Source organism: Aliivibrio thorii (assembly GCF_057368585.1).
Map to the genome: position 1 here is coordinate 990,939 of NZ_CM170655.1, position 20,570 is coordinate 1,011,508.

The 20,570-nt window shown below is 38.4% G+C and carries 17 protein-coding genes; 13 read left to right on the forward strand and 4 right to left on the reverse strand.

The window, feature by feature from the left end; all coding sequences use genetic code 11:
* Positions 1-42: 42 nt before the first annotated feature.
* The 4 genes from AC2IP4_RS18490 to tssH form a co-directional block, all read right to left on the reverse strand.
* A complete protein-coding gene (locus tag AC2IP4_RS18490) occupies positions 43-183 on the reverse strand; it encodes a hypothetical protein (RefSeq protein WP_375320730.1) in 141 nt (46 codons plus the stop codon).
* Positions 184-303: 120 nt separating this feature from the next.
* On the reverse strand, positions 304-528 hold the full coding sequence (locus AC2IP4_RS18495) for a hypothetical protein (protein ID WP_486307410.1): 225 nt from the start codon (positions 526-528) through the stop codon (positions 304-306).
* Positions 529-2,136: a sigma 54-interacting transcriptional regulator gene (locus tag AC2IP4_RS18500; protein WP_375320729.1), complete on the reverse strand. Its 1,608-nt coding sequence runs from the start codon at positions 2,134-2,136 to the stop codon at positions 529-531.
* On the reverse strand, positions 2,123-4,792 hold the full coding sequence (tssH, locus tag AC2IP4_RS18505; RefSeq protein ID WP_375320728.1) for a type VI secretion system ATPase TssH: 2,670 nt from the start codon (positions 4,790-4,792) through the stop codon (positions 2,123-2,125). The genes AC2IP4_RS18500 and tssH overlap by 14 nt, the downstream gene beginning before the upstream one ends.
* 464 nt (positions 4,793-5,256) lie before the next feature.
* Between tssH and AC2IP4_RS18510 the strand changes: the two genes are divergently transcribed.
* From AC2IP4_RS18510 to tssG, 13 genes are all read left to right on the forward strand, one after another.
* Complete coding sequence (locus AC2IP4_RS18510; protein ID WP_375320727.1) at positions 5,257-5,775, forward strand: Hcp family type VI secretion system effector; 519 nt, start codon at positions 5,257-5,259, stop codon at positions 5,773-5,775.
* A gap of 69 nt (positions 5,776-5,844) precedes the next feature.
* Complete coding sequence (locus AC2IP4_RS18515) at positions 5,845-7,923, forward strand: type VI secretion system Vgr family protein (protein ID WP_375320726.1); 2,079 nt, start codon at positions 5,845-5,847, stop codon at positions 7,921-7,923.
* Positions 7,910-8,404 (forward strand): hypothetical protein, encoded by a 495-nt coding sequence (locus tag AC2IP4_RS18520; RefSeq protein WP_105055846.1) that lies wholly within the window; start codon positions 7,910-7,912, stop codon positions 8,402-8,404. The genes AC2IP4_RS18515 and AC2IP4_RS18520 overlap by 14 nt, the downstream gene beginning before the upstream one ends.
* 8 nt (positions 8,405-8,412) lie before the next feature.
* Positions 8,413-9,732 carry a hypothetical protein gene (locus AC2IP4_RS18525; protein WP_375320725.1) on the forward strand — a complete coding sequence of 440 codons (1,320 nt, stop codon included), beginning with the start codon at positions 8,413-8,415 and terminating at the stop codon, positions 9,730-9,732.
* A complete protein-coding gene (locus AC2IP4_RS18530) occupies positions 9,713-10,690 on the forward strand; it encodes a DUF2169 family type VI secretion system accessory protein (RefSeq protein WP_486310829.1) in 978 nt (325 codons plus the stop codon). The genes AC2IP4_RS18525 and AC2IP4_RS18530 overlap by 20 nt, the downstream gene beginning before the upstream one ends.
* A complete protein-coding gene (locus AC2IP4_RS18535; RefSeq protein WP_375320723.1) occupies positions 10,687-11,628 on the forward strand; it encodes a hypothetical protein in 942 nt (313 codons plus the stop codon). The genes AC2IP4_RS18530 and AC2IP4_RS18535 overlap by 4 nt, the downstream gene beginning before the upstream one ends.
* 155 nt (positions 11,629-11,783) lie before the next feature.
* Positions 11,784-13,751, forward strand: coding sequence for a protein kinase domain-containing protein (locus tag AC2IP4_RS18540; protein ID WP_486310830.1), 1,968 nt, complete (start codon positions 11,784-11,786; stop codon positions 13,749-13,751).
* A gap of 5 nt (positions 13,752-13,756) precedes the next feature.
* Positions 13,757-15,292 carry a type VI secretion system protein TssA gene (gene tssA / locus AC2IP4_RS18545; RefSeq protein ID WP_375320830.1) on the forward strand — a complete coding sequence of 512 codons (1,536 nt, stop codon included), beginning with the start codon at positions 13,757-13,759 and terminating at the stop codon, positions 15,290-15,292.
* Between the two features lie 23 nt (positions 15,293-15,315).
* Positions 15,316-15,822, forward strand: coding sequence for a type VI secretion system contractile sheath small subunit (tssB, locus tag AC2IP4_RS18550; RefSeq protein ID WP_375320721.1), 507 nt, complete (start codon positions 15,316-15,318; stop codon positions 15,820-15,822).
* An 8-nt stretch (positions 15,823-15,830) separates the two neighbouring features.
* Positions 15,831-17,312 carry a type VI secretion system contractile sheath large subunit gene (gene tssC, locus AC2IP4_RS18555; RefSeq protein WP_375320720.1) on the forward strand — a complete coding sequence of 494 codons (1,482 nt, stop codon included), beginning with the start codon at positions 15,831-15,833 and terminating at the stop codon, positions 17,310-17,312.
* Positions 17,313-17,371: 59 nt separating this feature from the next.
* A complete protein-coding gene (gene tssE / locus AC2IP4_RS18560; RefSeq protein ID WP_060992969.1) occupies positions 17,372-17,782 on the forward strand; it encodes a type VI secretion system baseplate subunit TssE in 411 nt (136 codons plus the stop codon).
* 12 nt (positions 17,783-17,794) lie between these two features.
* The gene (tssF, locus tag AC2IP4_RS18565; RefSeq protein WP_105055853.1) at positions 17,795-19,543 is read left to right on the forward strand and encodes a type VI secretion system baseplate subunit TssF; all 1,749 of its coding nucleotides are present in this window, start codon (positions 17,795-17,797) and stop codon (positions 19,541-19,543) included.
* A complete protein-coding gene (gene tssG, locus AC2IP4_RS18570; RefSeq protein WP_375320829.1) occupies positions 19,540-20,538 on the forward strand; it encodes a type VI secretion system baseplate subunit TssG in 999 nt (332 codons plus the stop codon). The genes tssF and tssG overlap by 4 nt, the downstream gene beginning before the upstream one ends.
* Positions 20,539-20,570 lie beyond the last annotated feature (32 nt).

The following is a 20,570-nucleotide window of genomic DNA, read 5'->3' on the forward strand; positions in this document are numbered from 1 at the left end:
CCGCCTGAGGGCGGTTTTTTATTACGATTGGTATTACTTATATTAAGAAGGCTTCATTGAAATAAACGTCGCTTCCTCTAATTTATCTGCTGTTAAGAATTGTTCTTCACTAAACTCAGCAGAAACATGCTGAGTCATATTATCCATTTTTCTTGTTGTCGTACTTGGGAGTAATATGTTCATATTCCCAACTCTTGCAGGGTAATTACCATTATAGAAATTTAAATCGTAACTAAAAATAAGGCCTTTATTTTTAGTTTTAGAGATAGTTATCTTACTCTGGCAATTAGCGATATAAACCCCTTAGTCAGCACATAAAAAAGGTATTTTACTAAAATAAACAATCACTTCTTTATCTATGTATCCATTATTGTCTTTAGTTAGATAGGTAAATGAACCAATACTCTGAGATTGCTTCCCTATGAGGTGAACGTTTTTGTATGGTGCGAGAGGATCGAATTTTTGTGTATTATTAGAGCATCCAGCAACAACAAGTGCTGCTGGAATAAGTAAAAAATATGGTTTCATTTAATGTGTATGCTCAGATGAAATGTTGTGTTTTTTCATTTTATGGTTAAGCGTACTTAATGGGAGGGCAAGGTACTCAGCCACTCGTTTTGTTTGCCAGTTATAAGTGTTTAAGCATTCAATTAGAATGTTTTTCTCATAACTACCAACGATGTCTTTAAGGGAGTTTATACCATCTGCGTCCTCTTTAGAAGGTAGCTCTACTTGTACTTGAGTTGTAATTTCTTCTGCTTGAATCAGGTCATTTTCTCCAAATTCAATTGATGCAATGGTTTCAAAGTCAGATAAGAAAACAGATCGTTCTACGATGTTTTTAAGTTCTCTAACATTACCGGGGTAGGAGTATTCTAATAACTGTTTACGTACTTGCTTATTAAGAACTGGTGGTTCGATATTCATGCTTTCACTGAGCTGCTTAATAAAGTGTTCAGAAAGAGGAATAATGTCCGCTTGTCGTTCTTTTAGTGGTGGAATGGTGATTGGAAAGACGTTTAAACGATAGAATAAATCGGCTCTAAATTCATTCTTTTTAATTTTATCCATCAAATTAGCATGCGTTGCTGCTAATACTCTTACATCTACCGCGATTTCTTTATTCGCCCCAAGAGGCCTAAATTTACGCTCTTGCAGTACTCGTAACAATTTTGCTTGCAATAGTAATGGCATATCCCCGATTTCATCCAAAAAAAGGGTTCCGCCATTAGCGGCTTCAAACAATCCAACTTTATCTTTGTCTGCGCCGGTAAATGCGCCTTTTTTATGACCAAAAAGTTCTGATTCTAATAATTGTTCAGGAATGGCTGCGCAGTTTTGTACAATCAATGCTTGTTGTGAACGGTCTGAATTATCGTGAATATACTGAGCGATAACTTCTTTACCTACGCCTGTTTCACCACGGATAAGTATATCAACGGGCAGAGTTAGTACTTTATTTAATCGGTCTAAAGCATTAACCATTACATCACTTTCAGCAATAGGACCGTTATATTGGCTTTGTTTTCGCTGTTTTAACTGATTGTTTTCTCGCACAAGACTTGCATTATCTTTAGACAGTTCTTTGAGCATATAGCTATAAGTTTCAAGCCAAACTGCTTGGCGAATACTGGTTGCTGCTATTTGACAAAATGCGGTTAAACTTGCTTCATCGTTAATGACGTTTAAATTGAATAACACCAACAACCCGACGGTTTTTCGTTCGTTATCGATGAGAGGCCACGCTAATAGATTTTGGCTTTTTCGATTTAAAATGGTCTCAGATTGATAAATATCATCACAATAATAACCATTGTATTGATAGAGGTCGTTAATCAGAACCACCTCACCATTACGAATCGCATAATTAAAGGGATCCGTTTCATTGGTTGATTCTAGCGTTAAAGGTAACCAAGGGTGATCTGCTAATATTTGCTCGTTATGATGAACAACACTTGGGATAAGTGCTTGTCCTGTTTGATCTAATACGTAAATAATACCGTGGTCAGCAAAAGTAAGCTGACGTGCTGCTGCCAAAATAGAGTCTAGAGTTAACGCTAATTGGCTGCGATCAGCCAGAGACTGGCTAATCGCAAGTAGGGCATTATTTAGGTTGTCTGGCTTAGCTAAAGACATAACCTAAGGTTCCTTGGTCATCAATTGAAATGACAATTTGTGTATGTACTTCATCTTTGTCATGAGCCAAAAGCTGAGTCGAAAGTTGAGGCAATAATTGACGGTTGATAACGGCATCAATGTTACGAGCACCAGTTTCAGCTAGACGGCAATTAGCAAGGATAAATGATACTAATTCATCACTGTAGCTTAACGTTAATTTATGATGTTTCTCTAATCGGGCAGATACTTTATTAAGTTTATGTACGATAATGTCGGTCATTGCTTCATCATTTAGAGGCAAGAATGGTAATACATTCATACGTGCTAATAATGCAGGTTTGAAATGGTTATTTAAGGTAGGACGAATAGCCTCGGCAACAATGTTTGCGTCAATGTCTTTTGACTGTTGAACAAGAGATTCAATCTCATGTGTTGCTAAGTTACTTGTCATGATGATAAGCGTGTTTTTAAAGTCAATAGTACGACCTTCACCATCATTTAATGTCCCTTTATCAAATACTTGATAGAACAAGTTAAGAACTTCAGGATCGGCTTTTTCTACTTCATCTAACAGAACAACAGAATAAGGACGTTGACGTACTGCTTCAGTTAGCATTCCACCTTCACCGTAGCCAACATAACCAGGAGGAGAACCAATTAAGCGAGAAACTGTGTGCTTCTCTTGGAACTCAGACATATTGATTGTTGTCATAAAGCGCTCACCACCGAACATTTGGTCGGCAATGGCACGAGCAGTTTCTGTTTTACCTACGCCACTTGGGCCAACTAATAAGAAAACACCGGTTGGAGCATCAGGGTTAACTAATCCTGCTTTTGCTGTTTGTAATCCTTCTGTCAGCGCTTGAATAGCAAAAGGTTGGCCTTTAATACTTTCTGTTAGTGCAGACTGTAGGTTTAATGTTGTTGCGGCTTCATCTTGCAGCATTTTCCCCATAGGGATCCCTGTCCAATCAGAAATAACATGACTGATCTCATCAGGTCCTACTTCAAAATGTACAAGAGGATGAGCGCTACGTACGCTTTCTAATTGCTCATTACAGGTATGAATTGCTTGGCGAGTTTCTTCTTCAGTAAAGTGATGGCAGCTAGGCAAATCGTCTTCTGATGCTTCTGATTTTTCATTCGTATCGACTGACTCTTCAGAGGTTAATGATTGAAGGTGGGCACGAAGTTCAATCATTTCATAAATAAAAGCTTGCTCTTTTTTCCATTGGTGCTGTAACACCGCTTGCTCTTCTAGCGCTTCATCCATACGTTCTTGCAACTCAGGAATGGCAGCTAAGGCATGTCTATCACCCGTTTGTTGTAACTGATCTCGCTTAAGGGCTTCAAGTTCACGGCTTAGCGCAGCAATCTCTTGTTGTAATGTTTCAATCGGAGCAGGTACCGCATTTAAACTGATATTTACACGAGCACACGCCGTATCAAGTACATCAATGGCTTTATCTGGCAATTGACGACCTGAAATGTAACGGTCTGATAGCATTGCTGCCGCTGTGATTGCATCATCACGAACATAAACGCTGTGTGATTTTTCATAAACAGATCGTAAACCACGAATGATTAAAGCTGCTTGCTCTGTTGATGGCTCATCTAATTTGACTAGTTGGAATCGACGAGCTAGGGCAGGGTCTTTTTCAAAGTATTTTTTGTATTCAGACCATGTTGTTGCCGCGATGGTTTTTACTTCGCCACGCGCTAATGCTGGTTTTAGTAAGTTTGCAGCGTCACTTCCGCCTGCTTGATTACCGCCACCAACAAGAGTGTGTGCTTCATCAATGAAAAGAATGATTGGGGTAGGTGAGTTTTTTACTTCATCAAGTACGGCGTTTAGGCGTTTTTCAAATTCACCTTTTACACTTGCACCTGCTTGCAGTAATCCCATGTCTAAACCGTAAAGCTCTACGCCTTTTAGACAATCAGGCACTTCACCTTGTACGATTTTAAGTGCTAAACCTTCAACAACCGCTGTTTTACCTACACCAGGTTCGCCAACGGCTATCGGGTTGTTTTTACGGCGACGAGCTAAGATATCTATAATTTGACGGATCTCTTGATCACGACAAAAGACTGGATCAATCTCACCTTTACGGGCTTTACCAGTAAAGTCGGTCGTGAACTGACTTAATGCAGAGCCATCTTCACGTGCGTGTGTTTGCTCTGATGTTGCGACTTGAGACTCAAGCGATTGTGATGTTAGCTCGGCAAAGTTTCGTTTTAAGGTTTCAGGGTTAATATTTTCTAATAATGAAGAATAACTGTGTTGCCCGTATCGTAATGGGTTACTGATTAAAGTAAGTAATAATGCACCAGAACGGATTTTTGTTTCAGATAGATCAAGAGAAGAAACAAGCCAAGCTTCTTGTAACCATTCAATCAGCATTGCTGAGAAAACAGGTTTACCACCATGATTTTGATGATTGTTCTCTAAACTTGATTTAATACTCTGGCGTAAAAGATTTTCTGAACAATCAAAATGAGAAAGTAATTGGTCAAAATCACTGTTTGGGCGTTCTAATAAGCTTAATAGAAAGTGTTCGATTTGAACTTCTGATGCTCGTTCAGAAACAGCAAGAGCAGCTGCATCTTCTAAAGCCACTTTAGTAATAGGGTGTAGACGTTGTATTAAAGAAGAGAGATTTATATTTATCATGAGTAGTATCTATCTTTAGCCAATGTGAAAAATTGTGCCGAGTATACTAAATATAAAAATATCTTTTTTTTAGAATGCTATTTATAACACCGTCTTTTAGATGAAATATAGGTGTATGACTTTATTATTATCATTATTAATTAATGCTTTTGGTTATTCTGATTTTTATAATAGTTATTATCACTATAATGCATGTCATTATGACTTTTTTGTTATTTGTGTTTTATATTAACTACCATTATTAGTATATGAAGATACAATGATTCTTGTCATCCAATTTCTTGTTAAAATAAACAAGAAATTGGATCTATAAATTGATTTTAATTTTATATTTTTTATAAGTTATTGATTATATATGACTTAAAAGTTGGCATGGCTGTTGCTGTATGTACATTACAATCGTAGTGATAAACGATTTGGTAAAATTAAATACTCTTATATATAAACAATGAAAGGATAATAGAATGCCAACTCCAGCATATATGTCAATTAAAGGTCAAAATCAAGGCGATATTACTAAAGATGCATACTCTGCAGATTCAGTTGGTAATACATGGCAGGAAGCTCACGTTGATGAATTCCTAGTTCAAGAACTTGACCACGTATTAACAGTTCCACGTGATCCACAAAGTGGTCAACCTACAGGTCAACGTGTTCACCGTCCTGTGATCGTAACTAAACAACAAGACCGTTGTTCTCCACTACTATTTAACGCTTTAGTATCTGGTGAGAAACTGCCTGAATGTAGTATTAACTTTTACCGTACTTCTACTTCTGGTAAGCAAGAGCATTACTACACAATCAAACTAATTGATGCACTATTGGTTGATATGCAAACACGTATGGATCATTGCCAAGATGCTGCAACGTCTGATCGTGTTACTGAAGAAGTTCTTAAGTTCACTTACCGTGCAATTGAAGTAACTCATGAAACATGTGGTACTGCGGGTAACGATGACTGGCGTACTCCACGCGAAGCTTAATAGCCTTTGCGTTAAATAGTTAGGGCCACATTGTTGGCCCTCTTTTTATATTAGTATCAGGTAAAAGATATGGTTAGTGAGATAGAATTTAAGTTTGAAATCCTTGGAACAGAGCATGAATTTCGTGTTGAAAGCTTTAATGTAGTTGAAGAGTTGTCTAAGCCTTTTCATATCAACCTATCATTACTTTCACTTGATGCAGATATTACGTTTGATGAGTTAATTAGAAAACCAGCACTGCTTAATGTTTTTGGTCAAGGGGTTGGCGTTGCTCGTCAATTTCATGGTGTGGTTAATGAAGTTCGTTATCTAGGTGAAGGGCGTCGCTTTTCTCGTTATCAAGTGGTTCTGGTTCCACAATTATGGTTTTTAACACAGCGTCAAGATTGTCGTATTTTCCAAGATAAGTCTGTTATTAATATAGTTACAGAAGTACTTGATGAAGCTTCAGTGACTGATTATCGTTTTGATACATCAGGAATATATTCACCTAAAGAGTATGTTCTTCAATACAGAGAGAGTGATTGCCAATTTGTTCAACGATTACTTGCTGAGCATGGACTGTGGTATTACTTCGAGCACTCTAGCGCAAACCATACTATGGTTATTGTGGATAAAAATGATGCAATTGCAGAGCTGATTAATACTCCTTTAAACTCTTCTTACGTTGGACCTATTGTTTATCAGGCCGAAGGGGGAGGGAATGCAGATAGAGAGCATATTTTTGAATTAGAATCAGTGAATCGTGTTCGTACTGGTCAAGTTACCTATACTGATTACAACTATGAGCAACCTCGTATTCCTCAAAAAATGGGGACGGCTGGTTCGATCGATAATGATCTCGCTTATTTTGACTTTCCAGGGCGCTATGTAGAACCAAGCCAAGGACAAATTCGCTCTGATGAATTAATGGCTGAAAGCGTGGTAGATAATCATCAGATTGAAGCTGTTAGTAGCGTTATGCGTTTAACACCAGGGTATAGTTTTATATTAAATAAGCACCCAAGAGCAGCGCTTAATCGTGATTATACTATTTTATCAGTGACACACAGTGGTTATGATCCGCAAGTGCATGAAGATGAAGCCAGTGGTATGCCTACCACGTATCAAAACCAATTTAGTTGTTTACCACGTGATATTGAATTTAAAGCGCCTAAGCTCCCTGCGCCAATTGTTGATGGCCCTCAAACCGCTGTTGTTGTTGGTCCTAATGGTGAGGAGATTTACACAGATAAATTAGGCCGTATTAAGGTCCAATTCCATTGGGATCGTTATGGCAATAATGATGAAAACTCTGGTTGTTGGATCCGCGTAAGTCAATCAATGGCAGCGCCAACATGGGGTGCTGTGTATTTGCCTCGTATCGGACATGAAGTAGTGGTGGCCTTTTTAGAAGGGGACCCTGATCGTCCATTAGTGACAGGGGCGGTTTATAATGGGTTACATTATCCTCCATACTCTTTGCCTGAGAATAAAACACGAACAGCATTTAGAACGCAAACCCATAAGGGAACGGGTTATAACGAACTAAGCTTTGAAGATGAAGCGAATCAGGAAGAGGTTCACATTCATGCTCAAAAAGACATGTCGACAAAGGTGCTTAACAACCGCTTTAGAACCATTGGCCAAGACGAGTTCTTAACCGTAGATCGTAATCAAACTAATGAGATTAAGGGCGATCATAAAGAAACCATTGAAGGCCATAAGACTACGCAAGTAAATAGTACGTTTACCGAAACGGTAGAGCAAGATGTCACGGTTAAATACAACGCAAACGAACAGCAATCGGTGACCAATAACTCAACGTTAGATATTGGTGATAACCGCACCACGACAATTGGTAAAAATGACGATTTAAGCGTTACTGAAAACAGCAACCTATCGGTAGGAGAATCACGAACAAGTGATGTCTCAGCGGATGATAATCAAACGGTTGGTGGTAACTTAACGGTTTCAGTTCAAGGTAATACGTCTTATAAATCAGATGCTTCAACTCAAATTATCAGCGGTAGTAAGATTGTATTGCAAACTGGAAGCTCATCCTTAGTTATGAGCAGCGATGGCACAATTAAGCTATCAGGCAATGCGATTACTATTGAAGGTTCAAGTACCGTAACAGTGAAAGGTGGCAAGGTTGCAGTTAACTAACTCTATCGAAGTTACTGACATTCTAGACAATACTTCGCAAGCTGAATCATCAGCTTGCGTTCCTCGTTTTGGTAAAGTCATTTCTTTGCACCCAACATTGGGTGATCGTCTTTATGTTGAATTTGATGGTCTGGCTCTAGGTACCTCGGTTCTTGCCAAAATAGGACGACAATTTAGAAAGTCTGAATTAGAAACAGCAATTGAAAGCGGCCTAACGTGCCGAATTGAGTTTCTTAATGGTGATCTTTCACTTCCTGTGCTTACAGACATTTTTTTCTCATTATTAGATGATGACCAGCCGATGATTTTAAGAGCTAAATCGTTAACTATTGAAACCGAAGATGAGTTAATTCTTAAAAGTGGTGAGACAAAAACCAGATACAGTGGTCGAGATGGGCGAGTAACTACTAATGCGAAATACATTACTTCGCAAGCAGAGAAGGCCCAAAAAATTCAGGGCTCAACGATCGCCATTAATTAGAGTGATGTATGAATCAATATCGTTATTTAGTTGAAGATGTAAAAAACGCCTTATCTGATATGGATAAAGCTGCAGCCTATGCGATTATCAAACAATCTCAAGAAGCATTGAGTAAATTTTCAACCGCTAAGGTTGAGTTTTTACAAAATAAAGCGATCTTAGCTGCTGAAAGTATGTCGTTTTGCATTAAACAGCAATACCGTTTTCATCAACAAGGATATCCTTCTTTAAGTGTTGATTATTTATCGCTACTACAAACACAACTAGCGTCTTTTTTATCTGTTTTTATTGCTTTGCACCGTATATCTCCTGCATTTGTATACTGTATCTATGATGAATTTCCAGAAGTCTTAGCTTGGTTATGTTTGGATGAGTCGCTTAAACAAGAAGACAAAAAAACGACCTTGATAGGGCTTTCTATCATTGATGATCTTGATGATAGCTTAGGCATAGGATTGCTACTTCGTTCAAATACTTCTGGTTTAGACAAAATATTAGCAAGGTTGGTAGAAGGGAAATCCAAAGCAAGTGAGGGTTACGTTCGTTGTTTAGTTTTGAGGCAGCGTGTGAGTGTATCTTTAATTAAACATTGGTTATCAATGTCATTCCTTCCTGAAGATTACTTACACTCCCAACTTGCATTGTCTAATGTAGACAGCAGCATCGAATGGCTAGATCAAGGACGATCTTATGATCTTATTTTATTTGAACAATTGGTGCTTAAAGAGGATAGATCTACTTGGTTTCGTCAACAATATTCACCGGATTCATTACCATCAGAAGAGATTGCGACTTATGCAATGCTGCTGAATTTGAAAGAGTTCAGTGAATTTGATATTCAACATGCTCATGCGCCATTTCATCTTATGCTGTCTGGTGAAACCGCGTTAGTCGCTGATATTGTCTCTTATATGAATTCACTTGATGAAATTGAAGGAATGCCATGGTGTGAGGCATTATTTACTGTATATGGCGAGCGCTTGCCATTATTGCCATCAGCGATTGGAAGTAGAATGGATTGGGATCATGCATTGTCGTTGTTTAATCAATGGATTAATGAAGAAAAACATGACAGTCATTATCCATTAAGATTGGGCCAACGTTTATCTTTTGATTCTTCAATCGAAGCCTTAAAAAGCCCAGAGATAAGTGCGAATTTTCGAACTTGGTTGTGGCGTGAAGTATGTATATTAAGCCGTGTTCATTTTCATTGGCATCCTCAATTGAGTGTTCAGCAGCAATCACGTTTACTCGATAATATTAGTCATATTGATCTTGTCCGCGAACGTTTTAATTTGAGAGGAAAACATGCAGCTTTGGGATATTGAACAACAGGACTTATACGCTTTAAAAGGCCGATTCCAACGTGATTGCCAAGGTCATGAGGTGTGGGTGTTAAGTATGAAAAGAGCATGGACTTGGCTAGAAGGGCGATGGGTAGAAGAAGCACCTGCGATTATCAATGATGACCCTATTTATGCTGGTGACGCAGGTTTTTCTGCCATGATTTCAGATCATGACTTCCCAATACATAAAAAAAATACCGATGTGTTGGTGTATGGAAAAGCAAAAACATACGCTAAAAAACCGATGAGCAGTCATACTTGTCGTTTGTTAATTGACGAACATATTGATAAATCATTAATCATTATTGGTGAGCGACAATGGATAGATCATAGTGGCAGTTTAACGGTTTCGTCAGCAAAACCTTTCATTGAGAGAGAGATTGATTATACGAATGCTATTGGAGGGGATGAGAGAAACCGTCTTGGATCAGGCATTGCTGATACGAATGAAGAACTCGCCAGTATGAAAGTGCCTTCTGTATTTTATGTGGGGCAAAATTGGCAAGCGAACAGCAATAAAGTTCAAGTGGCAGGCTTTGGGCCTTTACCTCCTTTTTTCTCTGAACGAAGCCGATGGGCTGGAACATTTGATGAGAGATGGCAGGAAGACCGTCGTCCTTTGTGGCCAATTGATTTTGATGACAGGTTCTACCAATCGGCACCTCACGATCAGCAATGTAAAGGTTATCTTATTGGCGGAGAACGTTTAATGGTGAGTGGATTTTGTCATAATGATGCATTGTCATTTCGAATTCCTACAGAGAAATATCAAGCGACAGTCACTTTTCAAGACAAGGAAGAAAAGGCGGTAATGCCGATATATACCGTTTGGATTGATGCGAATAAAAAGCGAGTTGAAGTGCTGTATACCGCCTCTTTTCATTGCCAAGACCGTGAGCATTTGCTCACGTCATCTTGTTTGGAGGAAGTGTCATCATGAGCCAGCGATACGGACAATTTGTTCTCGACAGTGAAATTGTCACTTCAACAGGTATGAATGTGGAACTTGCTATTGCTGTTGCAAAAGCAGATATTGACCGTTTTTCAAGTTATGAAAGTAATGGTGACAAATACAGTGTTGCTGAACTTGATTATATAGAAGCGGATGATTTATTTGAAAAAACAAAACAATTACTTATTGAAGTACTTGTCCCTTTATTAGAACGATTACACATTTCATTAAAACCATTACCATTACTGCTTTCTATTCCAGCTTCGCTTTCTCGTCACGATATTCGAGACTGGTTGAGTGAGAGTCAATACAGTGCGTATTTATCTAATATCACGATAAGTAACCATCAAGGCAATCTGTTTATGGCTGAATGTTTGCAAAGTTTAGATGAGCCAGATGCTGTCCTATGTATCGCTATTGATAGTCCGCTTAGCGAGATAGAGAGTTTAATTGAAAATAGACAAGTTATGAGTGCGAAAAATCCGTGGGGTATGATCCCAAGTGAAGGGGCGGCAGGGATGGTATTAACAAAACGTAATGTCATAGACACATTAAAGATAACGCCTCAATCCCAACTTATGTATATGGGGTTTGATAAAGCATCAACAGATCGAAGAGGGTGTTCTCGTCTAATTAGACAGGCGTGTAACTCATATTCTAACCTAGGTGTTGTGTATAGCGATATGACCAATCAACGTGCTCATGTTGAAGATTATGGTTTTGCTATTGGCGCAAGAAGTGAAGCATTACCAAATGTGCAGCAAGTAAATTTAACTAATGAATATTGGGGTACATTAGGTGGGGCCTCGGGGATTGCGACTATAGCATCAATGAATTATCTTCATGACAGTAATTCTCTGGCGAGTTTATTTTTGTTTGACCAATTTAATACTTGCTCATTATTAATATTCAAACCGATAAAATAATATTATTTGTGTGGTGGCGTTTTTTCTATATTTCTAGGCACTTTAACTAAAAGCCTAGGGATAGTGTTCGTTTTGTTTTGCAGTATTGAAAAGCCATACACTAACTCATTAAAATCAAGCCTCATTAATTCGGTTTGGTATAAAGAGAATAATAAGTGTCTAAACAGCAGGGATCAGCTAACGAATTTATTAATCAGTTAGTTGTAAAAGCGATCGAAAAAAAGAAAAAATATGAGCAAGCATTGGCTGAAAAAAATAAGCCAAGGTTGGAGCATGTATTATTTTCACAATTCGATGTATTAGATACTATAGAATCTAAGAATACTAAAACGACGCTGTATCACCTAGCAAAAAAGGGTGAACCAGAGAAACAGATCTGCTGTAAGGTATTGAATGAAAACGCGCCAGAGTACGCTCGTTCAATGTTTATCGCAGAAGCAACACACCTTGAAGTATCACAACATCCAAGCACTGCTGAATTTATTAAACTAGGGAATGAATTCGATCGCCCTTATTTTATGTATAAATGGATTAAAGGTGAATCTTTATCTGAGAAACTCTCTCGACATAATAATAAAGGCTTTCGTCATGACCATGTTGCTTGGTTAATATACCAATTAGCGGGTGCATTGGAATATATGCATACCAAGGGTGTATGCCATTTAGATATTAAACCTTCTAATATTATTGTGTGTGAAGATGATGGTATTAAGCTTATTGATTTCGGTGCAGCCCAATATTCAGGAGAAGGTAAAGAATATTCTGAAGCAAGCTTATCTTATGCGTCCCCATTATTTTTAGAAACAGGAAAGTCCGATCCTCAAGATGATGTTTATTCAATGGCAATACTGACGTGTTGCTTATTTATTGGGTATACAGAAAACCCAGATTGGAAAGCGATTTTAACGCAGCGAAAAAGACCACACCAGATACCAAAGTCAGTATGGCTATTATTACGCCTAATTGTAACAAAACCGCGAGGCCATAAATTAACACCGATTGCTTTTGCTCAAGCATTAGCAAAAATTGATATTGATGCTATGCGTACCAGTAATCATGCGCCAATTTTCACACGATTACGCAATGCAGATTTGGTATTACGAAAAGAAAACAGTTTTGAGCCTTTACGTCTCGGCATGTTTAAGTATTTAGAAGTGGCGTTGATTGCAAGTGTTCTCGTTATTACTGGCGCAATGCTATCTAGTTATCTACTGCCACAAACTGCACCAGTGATTGGAATATCAAAAATAAAACCGGCACAGATGGCAGCCTTCTTAACAAAGCCGCCATGGGAAATCACAACTGCACTAGATGATAATGAAGCCGATTTATTAGCATTAGCACCTTATAGAGAGGCTGTTGATGTTAAAAATAATCAAATTGAGTTTTGGTATAACAAAGAAAAAGACAATTTGATGAAGCGACGTGAAAGTGAAGAGCGTCAAAGAGAAGAGCTTAGTTCGATAAGAAAAGACATGGTCGCTCTGAATGACCATCTTAACCGCAATGCTGTTATCTCATCTTCTGTGAATCGACGTTTAAGTAAGTTAATGAAAGGATTGAATAACTTAATGTTAGAGCGTCAGAAATACACATATTCACTGGGCAAAGAAGATCAAGCTTTGGCTGATATTATGATGTCTGGGGATTCAAAAGATGTCGAAAAATATCTACGCACTGAATGGATGAAAACACAGGCTGAATCTTATTTTTATGCTTATGTACTTCCGAAAGAAATTCTAAATAAAGTGTTCGAGTCCGTAAATAAAAACGCTGAAAATCATTTTTATTCAAAAGCAATTGATGAAATAAATCAAACCATCACGCTTTTTGGCGACACTGTAGAACTGACGTCTAAAAAAACAGAATTAATAATTGAACGCAGTGAGTACGTGCTCTTTGGTACGGTGACCGGTGAGCTAATGTTTAAAAGCGATAAGCTTAATACTGCATTATCAGACTTGCATGAAAACGCGCCATCTCGCTTCAAAGAAGTGTCACTGTTATTAAAAAATCTAGCAAGAGAGTCGCTTGAACAAAGCTTTCAGCAAGATGTTCCCGCTGAAGGTGCACTTGCGATAGAGAAAGCCTTAAATGCTTATCAAAAACAGGTAACACTCTAATGGCAATGAATTTTGATATTGAGACACTTTTAAAACCGATCAATGAAACGTCTCCCTCTGGTGAAGAAGCGAAATATGAATTCTGTTATGAGCTAATGGAATTTGAGATCAAAAAGTTTGGTTCATTGTTTGGTGAAACGGTTGATTGGAAAATTGTTGAAGCGAACGCAACTGAAGTATTAACCACTTATAGTAAAGATTTAAAAGCCATTTGTTACTTAACTCGAGCGCTGATCGAAAGAAAAGGGTTTGACGGGTTTGAAACCGGACTCTCGTTGCTTTTACAAAGTTTAACGACGTTTAGTGATGGATTATATCCACGACGAAAACGCGCAAGAGACGGTGCAATAGAATGGTTTATTTCTCAAATTGAAAGTGTATTACCAAAATTAAATACTGCGGCAGTGTCGTGGGAGCAAGGGTCGGTGTGTTTAACCTTAATTTCTGAGATTGATGATAAATATAAAGATGCATTTTCAGACTCAGATGTAGAGTTCTTTGTTGTTCGTTCTGCGGTTAACGCCATTATGGAGCGTTTACCACAAACAGGAGAAGGAGCCGTAACGGCTGTTGTTCAAGACGTGAAGCAACCAGATGTGGTTGAAACGGTTATTGAACAAGCACCTAAAGCGGTGACTCCAACACCAATAAAAAGACAAGAATCGATGAGAAAAGAAGTCGATATTGATACAGATTTTTCAAGTCCTAGTGCATCAAAAAGAACGCTAAAAAAAGTTGCTGAGTTTATGCTTCATTCTAATATTGGGGCTTCTTTGGCTTATCGTTTACATCGTCATTCTACCTGGTGTGATGTGGATGAATTACCTCCGCACGATAATGAGAAAAAAACACCGATAAGCTTAGCAGTATCACAAGATCAGCTTTCCGAATATAAAGAAAAAGCAAAGCAAGAAACCGATCCTGAAGTGATTAAACGTCTTGAAAAAACGTTGACTGATGCACCTTTTTGGTTAAGTGGTCATCATCTTATGTACCAGATGTTGAACAATCTAGGTCATGAGTCTGCGGCTGAAGCTGTTAAACAAGAAACCGTATTATTTACTCAAGAATTAAACGGTGTTGAAGAACTAATGTTTGCCAATTCAGTGCCTTTTGCTGACGAAGCAACCCTAAAATGGCTGGCATCACGCACTGCGATTACCCCCGCGGCGTTGGTGCCAATGCCTTTTGAATTAACAGATGAGGAAACCTTATCTGAAGGTGATATTACCTTAGCGACATTAGGTGATTATGTTTCCACCATTGCTCAAGGTTTAACGACCGATACGTCTGGACGTGGGCAGTTTATGTTGCAATTGAAATTAATAAAAGCGTACCACCTCGTAGGCTTGCTTCCTTTGTGCTTACCTTACATTGAAAAAATATGGGCGGTAAGAGAAGAAATAAATTTAATGAGTTGGGAGCCTCATTTATGTAATCAGCTTGATACGTTGGTTGAGAAAACAATGACGGAAATGTATCCATCTAAGGATTTGGTTCCTGAAAAGTACCAACAATGGCTAACCATTAATAACAAATAAATAGACGAAAATAAGGAAGAATTATGTCCCGCGATGGCTCGGTTGCTCCTAAAGAGCGAATTAATATACGTTATGTCCCTGCGACTGGCGATGTGCAAGAAGACGTTGAATTACCACTAAGTATGATGGTCGTTGGTGACTTTACTGCACGTGCTGATGAGACGCCAATTGAAGATCGTACTCCAATCAACATTGATAAAGATAACTTCAATGATGTATTGGAAGGCTACTCTCCAAACGTAAACGTAAACGTAAGTAACGAGTTAAGCGGTGAAGAAGGTGCTCAACTTGGTGTAGATCTTACATTTAACAGCATGAAAGATTTCTCACCAGAAGCGATCGCTAAAAGTGTTCCTGAATTAAATGGTTTACTTGAGCTGCGTGAAGCACTTGTTGCTTTGAAAGGCCCATTAGGAAACGTACCTGCATTTCGTAAGAAAATTGCCGCGGTACTTCAAGATGAAGAAGCTCGTCAAAAATTACTTGAAGAGCTAAATCTTGGTGCAGATAAAGAAGAAAAGGCTGAGTAGAGGGTATTATGACAACAGAAGCACAAGCTCCCGAACAAGAAGCTACACTAGTTGAATCTGGCTCACTATTAGACAGTATTCTTAATGAAACGCGTTTAAAGCCAAGTGATGAAGGTTTTGATGTTGCAAAGCGTGGCGTAGAAGCATTTATTGGTGAATTGTTAAGCAGCAAAAATACCGACAGTAAAGTTGAGCAATCACTTGTTGATTTAATGATTTCTGAAATTGATCAGAAGTTGTCTAAACAAGTCGATGCCATTCTTCACAATGAAGAAGTTCAAGCGATTGAATCAACATGGCGTGGTTTGAAATACCTGGTTGATCACACCGATTTCCGTGAAAACATTCAAATTGAATTGATTTCAGCGAAAAAAGACGAAGTATTAGATGACTTTGAAGATGCTCCAGAAGTGGTTAAATCTGGTCTTTATAAGCAAATCTATACGCGTGAATACGGTCAATTTGGTGGTAAACCAGTTGGTGCTGTGATTTGTGATTTCCAAATGTCTGCATCATCACCTGATGTGAAACTGATGGAATACATGGCGAATGTAGGCGCAATGTCTCATGCTCCATTTATTACTTCAGCATCAGCTAAGTTTTTTGGTTTAGATAGCTACGAAGACCTACCTAACTTAAAAGATCTTAAGTCTGTATTTGAAGGTCCTCAGTACACTAAATGGCGCGGTTTCCGTGAGCATGAAGATGCACGTTATGTTGGTCTTTGTACATCACGTATGATGCTACGTACACCGTATTCAGTAGAAGATAACCCAATTAAAGCGTTTGATTATGATGAACAAGTTCAAGATGGTCATGATAACTACCTCTGGGGTAATTCAGCGTATGCGATGGCGTCTAAAATTAGTGAGTCATTTGCGAAATATCGTTGGTGTCCGAACATTATCGGTCCACAAAGTGGAGGTACTGTTGCTGACTTACCTGTTTATAATTACGAATCTATGGGTCAAATCGAAACTAAGATCCCAACAGAGATCTTAATTTCAGATCGTCGTGAGTATGAATTAGCAGAAGAAGGCTTCATTGCACTTACTATGCGTAAAGGTTCTGATAATGCAGCGTTCTTCTCTGCAAACTCAGTACAAAAAGCAAAAGTATTCCCGAATACACCAGAAGGTAAGCAAGCTGAAATGAACTACAAGTTAGGTATTCAATTGCCATACATGTTCATTATCAACCGTTTAGCTCATTACATCAAAGTACTGCAACGTGAACAAATTGGTTCATGGAAAGAGCGCTCTGATCTAGAAATTGAATTAAACAAGTGGATCCGTCAATACGTATCTGATCAAGAGAACCCACCAGCAGAAGTTCGCGGCCGTCGTCCATTACGTGCTGCAAAACTGGAAGTATCTGAAGTTGAAGGCGATCCAGGTTGGTATAAAGTATCAATGTCTGTACGTCCGCATTTCAAATACATGGGGGCAAGTTTTGACTTGTCACTAGTTGGTAAATTAGATCAGAACTAATTTGTCACCGTATATAGGCGGTCAGGTTGAGCCGATCGCTTATTTTTTAAGAAGTCATTATGGAAAAAGGTTACCGGCTTTTAGAGCGAATTGAATTGGGCGAACCAAAAAACTGCTATGAGAAAGTGGTCTCCCACAAACATCTGATAGAATCAATTCATCTCCACCTTGCTGATTTACTGAATACTCACGCAGGGAACGCCATGATAGATAATGAATACGGACTGCCTGATTTTAATGATGTGCTATCAAATAACACGAATTTGGTTCGTAATATTCAGCAAAACATTCGAACATCAATTGAAAAATTTGAACCAAGACTGAAAAATGTTGAGGTTCACTATCGCCAAGATAATCACAACCCACTGCAATTAAGCTTTGGTATTGGCGGAGAAGTAATGCACAACGGCGGTAAAGTCCCAATGTCAATTAATATATTCATGGGCGTCGATGGACAATTTAACGTTTAGTAGGAGAGAGTAGTGAGTAACAGTAAGTATTTTCAAGATGAACTGGCTTATTTAAAAGAAGCAGGCAGTGAATTTGCAAAATATCACCCTAAGCTGACTAACTTTTTATCTGAAGGAACCTTTGATCCCGATGTGGAGCGTTTACTTGAAGGCTTTGCTTTTTTAACCGGTCGTGTTCGCGAAAAAATCGATGATGAACTACCAGAATTAACACAGTCATTAATCTCATTGCTTTGGCCTCATTACATGCGTTCAGTGCCTTCAATGTGCATTAGTGAACTGACTCCTCATTCAGGAAGCGTAACAGAAAAGACCATCGTAAACCGTGGTGCAGAAATGGCAAGTGAGCAAGTTGAAGGCACTCAATGCTTATTTAGAACGTGTTATGACGTTGCTTTATATCCACTTAGTATTCAACAGATAGAGCAAAATAACAGTCGCACCAATTCTTCTGTTCATGTGACATTAGCAGCAAATAATGGGTTAGAACTGTCTCGCATAAAATTAGATACATTACGTTTTCATTTAAATGGTGAGCAGCATATTACTCGCAGTTTATATCTTTGGTTATTCCGCTATTTAGAGTATGTAGAGTTAGATGTTGGTGGCGGTTATAAACATCGTATTCGAGCCGATCAAGTTACCCCTGTGGGCTTTGATGACGATGAAGCAATTTTGCCATACAGCAAAAACTCATTTTCAGGGTATCGCTTATTACAAGAGTACTTCTCTTTACCTGATAAATTCATGTTTTTTGATATTAAAGGTCTTGAATGGTTAAGCGGGATACCACAGCGCAGTACGGTCAAATTGTCCTTTGTTTTTTCGAGAGCCTTGCCTTCTGAAGTGGTTTTAAAAGATAAGCATTTAAAATTGCATTGCACACCAGCGGTGAACTTATTCGAACAAGATGGTGATCCTATCCGTCTTGATCACCAACGTAATGATTATAAAGTCCGTCCTCAAAGTTCAAATCAGGAGCACTATGAAGTTTACTCAGTTGAAAATGTAGAAAGTTGGAGTAAAGCAGAGCGCCGTAGGAAACAGCTAATTGAATTTGAATCGTTTGAACATCAAATAAATCAGCGCGATAAACGAGATTTTTATAAAACAAAAGTCAGTGAAAGAATTAATGGACGAGGGCTAGAACGTTATATCTCTTTTCATTCGCACAACAATCAAATATCGGATTTAGGGACAGAAACCGTGTTACTTAAATTAGTGTGCAGCAATGCAGATTTAGCTGAGCGCTTATCTGTGGGGGATGTTATTTATACCACACACAAGTCACCAACCTATGCCACGTTTAGCAATATAACAAAGCCGACTCAGTCAGTTAGCCCACAAGTGAATGGAGAGTTACAGTGGCAGCTTATTGCCAATATGTCGTTGAACTATTTATCACTCGCTAATATTGATGTGTTAAAAGTATTACTCTCAACCTATGATTTCCATTCTCGTGTTGATAGGCAGGCTCACAGAGCCTCTATACACCGCCTTGATGGTATTAGGTCCGCAAGTATGAATCCAACAGATAGAGTCTTTCGTGGCGTTGCTATTCGTGGTGTTAAGTTTAAGGTTGCGATGAACTCAACGTACTTTGTTAATGAAGGGGATATGTATTTACTCGCTAGTATTCTAAACGAGTTTATTCGATTGTATTCGAGTATCAATTCATTTACTGAGCTTGAAGTGTTTGATGAGGATACGGGTGAAGAATATGAATGGCCGAGCTTAACTGGGCAACAGACAATATTATGATTGAATATATTGTTAATAAACCTTGCGAGTACAGCTTTTTCCAAGCGGTATCTTTATTGGAGAAACACTATCAAAATTTTCCAGGTATTGAATTTAATGCGATTGGTGAAAATCAGTACGTAAAAAACGAGTACATACAGTTTAGTGTGTCACCAAAACTGAGTTTCCCCAAGAGCGATATAGAATACATCGCTCAGGTTGAACGTAATGATCAGGTGTACACAAAAATTGAAGTGAACTTTCTCGGCTTGCATGGCTCAAGTTCTCCGCTACCAGCGTCTTATACGGAAAAGTTAGCAGGGCGAGACAGTGACGATAATCCAGTAAAAGATTTCTTTGATTTTTTTCATCATCGTTACATTAGTATGCTTTATCGAGTGTGGAAAAAGTACCGTTATCATATTCAATATCAAAGTGATGCAACGGACCCATTCTCAGGAAGATTATTACATTTAGTTGGTCTGTCGAGTGTTATTCAAGAGAATAATGATGTTGATTTAGATAGAGCGAAATTACTTTCCTATGTAAACCAGTTATCCACGCGTACTCGTTCACCAAAGCTTGTTTCTGGTATCGTTTCCCATTACTTTTCACTTCCCAATGTTTACATTGAAGAGTGGGTATATCGTCGAGTGACGATCGCCGATTCACAACGTAATAAGTTGAATCAAAAGAACTGTCAATTAGGGAATGATTTGCACCTAGGAAAGAGCATGGCGGATCTTACTGGAAAGTTCAATTTATGTATCGATGATATTGATTTTGATGCGTATACCAACTTTTTACCAGGAGGACGACTGCACAAGACGTTAATAGGGCTAATGAAGTTTATCTTATGTGACCCGATGGCATGGGATCTTAAGTTAACCGTTAAGAACAATACTATTCCTGAGAACGAATTAGGGGATGGGATTGGGAATGTGTTAGGTCAAACGTATTGGCTAGGGAATATCGATAAGGAGGATACAATCATTAAAATTGTAGGCAGTAATTAAAGATAGATAAGATAGAAAACGAACAACAAGTT

Coding starts and splice junctions, on each gene's coding strand:
- AC2IP4_RS18490 (WP_375320730.1), bottom strand. CDS start 183: ATGAACATATTACTCCCAAGTACGACAACAAGAAAAATGGATAATATG.
- AC2IP4_RS18495 (WP_486307410.1), bottom strand. CDS start 528: ATGAAACCATATTTTTTACTTATTCCAGCAGCACTTGTTGTTGCTGGA.
- AC2IP4_RS18500 (WP_375320729.1), bottom strand. CDS start 2,136: ATGTCTTTAGCTAAGCCAGACAACCTAAATAATGCCCTACTTGCGATT.
- tssH (WP_375320728.1), bottom strand. CDS start 4,792: ATGATAAATATAAATCTCTCTTCTTTAATACAACGTCTACACCCTATT.
- AC2IP4_RS18510 (WP_375320727.1), top strand. CDS start 5,257: ATGCCAACTCCAGCATATATGTCAATTAAAGGTCAAAATCAAGGCGAT.
- AC2IP4_RS18515 (WP_375320726.1), top strand. CDS start 5,845: ATGGTTAGTGAGATAGAATTTAAGTTTGAAATCCTTGGAACAGAGCAT.
- AC2IP4_RS18525 (WP_375320725.1), top strand. CDS start 8,413: ATGAATCAATATCGTTATTTAGTTGAAGATGTAAAAAACGCCTTATCT.
- AC2IP4_RS18530 (WP_486310829.1), top strand. CDS start 9,713: ATGCAGCTTTGGGATATTGAACAACAGGACTTATACGCTTTAAAAGGC.
- AC2IP4_RS18535 (WP_375320723.1), top strand. CDS start 10,687: ATGAGCCAGCGATACGGACAATTTGTTCTCGACAGTGAAATTGTCACT.
- tssA (WP_375320830.1), top strand. CDS start 13,757: ATGAATTTTGATATTGAGACACTTTTAAAACCGATCAATGAAACGTCT.
- tssB (WP_375320721.1), top strand. CDS start 15,316: ATGTCCCGCGATGGCTCGGTTGCTCCTAAAGAGCGAATTAATATACGT.
- tssC (WP_375320720.1), top strand. CDS start 15,831: ATGACAACAGAAGCACAAGCTCCCGAACAAGAAGCTACACTAGTTGAA.
- tssE (WP_060992969.1), top strand. CDS start 17,372: ATGGAAAAAGGTTACCGGCTTTTAGAGCGAATTGAATTGGGCGAACCA.
- tssG (WP_375320829.1), top strand. CDS start 19,540: ATGATTGAATATATTGTTAATAAACCTTGCGAGTACAGCTTTTTCCAA.